Origin of the sequence: Acetivibrio straminisolvens JCM 21531 (genome assembly GCF_000521465.1) — a bacterium.
Classification (GTDB): Bacteria; Bacillota; Clostridia; order Acetivibrionales; family Acetivibrionaceae; genus Hungateiclostridium; species Hungateiclostridium straminisolvens.
Genome location: NZ_BAVR01000155.1, coordinates 1 through 1337 on the forward strand (window position 1 = coordinate 1; position 1337 = coordinate 1337).

The window sequence follows — 1337 nt, forward strand, 5'->3', positions numbered from 1 at the left end:
ATATATATAAATTATATTTACATATATATTATACTTTATATTTATTCGATATGGCAAAAAATTTTGAGGGTGTTTTGAAGTGATAAAAAGATTCTAAAAATTGCTAATATTCCAGCTCGTCCAAAGTAAGAGAAAAGCTGCGCATAAATATATCCATAAAGTACTTTACTTCAGGTCTTTCTATTGCATCAATGGATTTGGATATGGTTTCTTTTGCTTTTACAAACTCTTTATTTCCGGCTTTTTCTTCTTCAATGCACTTTATATATGCTGCCAGTTTGTCTGCAGCTTTTACTATAGACCATTCCTCACTTTCATTGTGGAAGAAAATATCCTGATAAATTTCTTTAAAATCTTCGGGAAGCATTGACACAAGTTTCTGGTTTGCAATATATTCTACATTTTTGTAAGCTTCCTTGAGCTCCGGATTAAAATATTTCACAGGCGTGGGCATGTCCCCGGTGATTATTTCACTGGAGTCATGGAAGATTGCAAGGACAGCAATATAATTTGGATCCAGATTTCCGCCATAATATTTGTTTTTTATTACGGCCAATATGTGGGCTATCATTGCTACCTGAAGACTATGCTCGGCAATGTTTTCTACCTCGGTATTTCGCATGAGGCTCCAGCGGTTTATATATTTCATTCTAAACAAGAAAGCAAGAAAGTGGGAATTATTCATCATTTTATTGTTTGTTTGGTTTTCCATATCAACAACTCCCGTAAATAATAGATATATTTAAGAAGATGATTTATATATAGTTTATGCTGCATTATCCGAAGGTCATAGCCTGTTCGACAATAGCTCAATTATACGTTTGATGCATAAACTATATAGTGTATTTTATTTATTAATAGTTTAGCATCATATTTATTTTCTGTACAGGTGCTTTATAACGAGTCAACAGACATCCCAACTTCTTATATGTAGCGGTTAGCGATTTGCTTTTCAGGCGGCAAGCTGTCTTGTACTCCGCTAAAATACTGACGATGCAAGAAAATTTCTTTGCAAGCGAAAAATTTTTTTACATTGAAGTTCTATAGTATTTGAAGTGTATAGCTGTACTTGTACATAAATATGAGGAAAGCAAATCATTAGGTAATATATCAAAGCATACACGAGAAAACGACATCTAAATCAAAATAGTTATGTAAAACGGATATTCTATGCGGTTGAAATGAAGTTGGGTTAGGTGATATATTATTAAAGCTGTCGCTGACACGCGAAAAATAAAGACGTTCAGAAACAGAAATAAAAAAATAAAAAAAAAGTATTGACAAAGTAAAGACAGCATGATAACATATAAAAGTCGCGCTGAGGACAAAGCGCGAAA

At 32.8% G+C, this 1337-nt stretch carries 1 protein-coding gene; it reads right to left on the reverse strand.

Annotated elements, in window-relative coordinates; translation table 11 throughout:
* Positions 1 to 103 precede the first annotated feature (103 nt).
* Complete coding sequence (gene yfbR / locus JCM21531_RS17220; protein ID WP_054847184.1) at positions 104 to 685, reverse strand: 5'-deoxynucleotidase; 582 nt, start codon at positions 683 to 685, stop codon at positions 104 to 106.
* Between the last annotated feature and the right edge of the window lie 652 nt (positions 686 to 1337).

What these genes read in the sequence shown, in the direction of transcription:
- yfbR (WP_054847184.1), bottom strand. Translation starts at nt 685, where the DNA reads ATGAATAATTCCCACTTTCTTGCTTTCTTGTTTAGAATGAAATATATA.